At 48.6% G+C, this 317-nt stretch carries 1 protein-coding gene; it reads right to left on the minus strand.

Features of this window, described 5'->3' with window-relative positions:
* Nucleotides 1–60: 60 nt before the first annotated feature.
* Nucleotides 61–255, minus strand: a complete 195-nt coding sequence (locus tag BGK49_RS18875; protein ID WP_001041639.1) for a Rop family plasmid primer RNA-binding protein — start codon at nt 253–255, stop codon at nt 61–63.
* Nucleotides 256–317: the final 62 nt, after the last annotated feature.

Below are 317 nucleotides of genomic sequence, written 5' to 3' on the forward strand. Positions count from 1 at the left end.
GCCTTATGTGACATTTTCTCCTTACGCTCTGTTGTGCCGTTCGGCATCCTGTCCTGAGCGTTATCTCTCTGTGCTATTTTCTACTTCAAAGCGTGTCTGTATGCTGTTCTGGAGTTCTTCTGCGAGTTCGTGCAGCTTCTCACACATGGTGGCCTGCTCGTCAGCATCGAGTGCGTCCAGTTTTTCGAGCAGCGTCAGGCTCTGGCCTTTTATGAATCCCGCCATGTTGAGTACGGTTTGCTGCTGCTTGTTCATCTTTTCGTTTTCTCCGTTCTGTCTGTCATCTGCGTTATGTGATTATATCGCGTACCACTTTT

It is taken from the genome of Shigella sp. FC1544 (genome assembly GCF_001722145.1).
GTDB classification, from domain to species: Bacteria; Pseudomonadota; Gammaproteobacteria; order Enterobacterales; family Enterobacteriaceae; genus Escherichia; species Escherichia coli.

Excerpts from the sequence above, each read along its gene's own strand:
- BGK49_RS18875 (WP_001041639.1), bottom strand. The coding sequence starts at position 255 with ATGAACAAGCAGCAGCAAACCGTACTCAACATGGCGGGATTCATAAAA.